The following is a 1,593-nucleotide window of genomic DNA, read 5'->3' on the forward strand; positions in this document are numbered from 1 at the left end:
AAGCCCGCTCCCACATGTGGCAATGCGAACCCTTACTGTTTAGGTGATGCCGGTGTATGGTATCTGCCCTTTGCGGGTCTCGGACCCGCGGCAGATACGTGAGGTTGTTGTGTCCCAATCGTTTTCCCGTCGACAAATCCTGGGTGGTCTTGCCGGTCTCGCGGTGGTGGGCGTCGGTGCCGGTGGCGCCTATCGCTACTGGCTCGGGAAGGTGGCCGAGGCCGAGGCGGGGCACGATTACGAGCTGATCGCCGCGCCGCTGGACGTGGAGCTGGTGCCGGGGCACAAGACCCAGGCCTGGGCCTTCGGCCCTTCGGCGCCGGGCACCGAGTTGCGAGTGCGCCAGGGTGAATGGCTGCGGGTACGCTTTATCAACCACCTGCCGGTCGCCACCACCATCCACTGGCATGGCATACGCCTGCCGCTGGAAATGGACGGCGTGCCGTATGTCTCGCAATTGCCGGTACTGCCGGGCGAATACTTCGACTACAAATTCCGCGTGCCCGATGCCGGCAGCTATTGGTATCACCCCCACGTGAACAGCAGCGAAGAACTGGGCCGTGGCCTGGTGGGCCCGCTGATCATCGAGGAGCGCGAACCCACCGGTTTCAAGCACGAACGCACCCTGAGCCTGAAAAGCTGGCACGTGGACGAAGAGGGCGCTTTTGTCGCCTTCAGCATTCCCCGCGAAGCGGCCCGGGGCGGCACCGCCGGACGCCTGTCGACCATCAATGGCGTGTCCCAGGCGGTGATTGATTTGCCGGCCGGGCAGATCACCCGTGTGCGCCTGCTCAACCTCGATAACACCCTGACCTATCGCATCAACATCCCCGACGTTGAAGCGCAGATCTATGCCCTGGACGGCAACCCCATCGAACCGCGCCCGCTGGGCAAGGAATACTGGCTCGGCCCTGGCATGCGCATCTGCCTGGCGATCAAGGCGCCGCCCGCCGGTGAAGAATTGTCGATCCGCAACGGCCCGGTACGCCTGGGCACCTTCCGCTCGGTGGCCAGCACCGACACGGCGACCGAATGGCCGCCTGCGTTGCCGGCGAACCCGATTGCCGAGCCGGACCTGGCCAATGCCGAGAAACTCAACTTCAATTTCGAATGGGTTGGATCGGTCTCGGTGAACGTGGACAATAAGCCACCGAGCCTGTGGCAGATCAACGGCCAGGCCTGGGACATCACCGACAAGACCTGCGCCGACCGCCCGATTGCCAAGCTTGCAAAGGGCAAGAGCTACATTTTCGAATTGAAGAACATGACCCAGTACCAACACCCGATCCACCTGCACGGCATGAGTTTCAAGGTCATCGCCTCGAACCGCCACAAGGTGATTCCGTACTTCACCGACACCTACCTGCTGGGCAAGAACGAGCGTGCCCGCGTGGCGCTGGTGGCGGATAACCCGGGTGTCTGGATGTTCCACTGCCATGTGATCGACCACATGGAAACCGGCCTGATGGCCGCCATCGAGGTGGCGTGATGCGCCAGTTTCGCCCCACGGCGATTATCGACCGCAGCCGCGACCAGGACTTCATGCGTGAAGCGCTGGCCCTGGCTGCCCAGGGGGCCGCGCTGGGCGAAGTG

Annotated in this window: 1 protein-coding gene and 1 pseudogene; both read left to right on the forward strand. The window is 63.4% G+C overall.

Annotated features, from left to right (window positions below; genetic code table 11):
* The first annotated feature begins 109 nt into the window (after positions 1–109).
* Positions 110–1,489, forward strand: coding sequence for a multicopper oxidase family protein (locus tag HX846_RS23290; RefSeq protein WP_087695164.1), 1,380 nt, complete (start codon positions 110–112; stop codon positions 1,487–1,489).
* Positions 1,489–1,593: pseudogene (locus HX846_RS23295) on the forward strand (tRNA-specific adenosine deaminase); the annotation flags it as partial. The gene HX846_RS23290 and the pseudogene HX846_RS23295, both read left to right, overlap by 1 nt.

Origin of the sequence: Pseudomonas sp. K5002 (assembly GCF_013386655.1) — a bacterium.
GTDB lineage: Bacteria > Pseudomonadota > Gammaproteobacteria > Pseudomonadales > Pseudomonadaceae > Aquipseudomonas.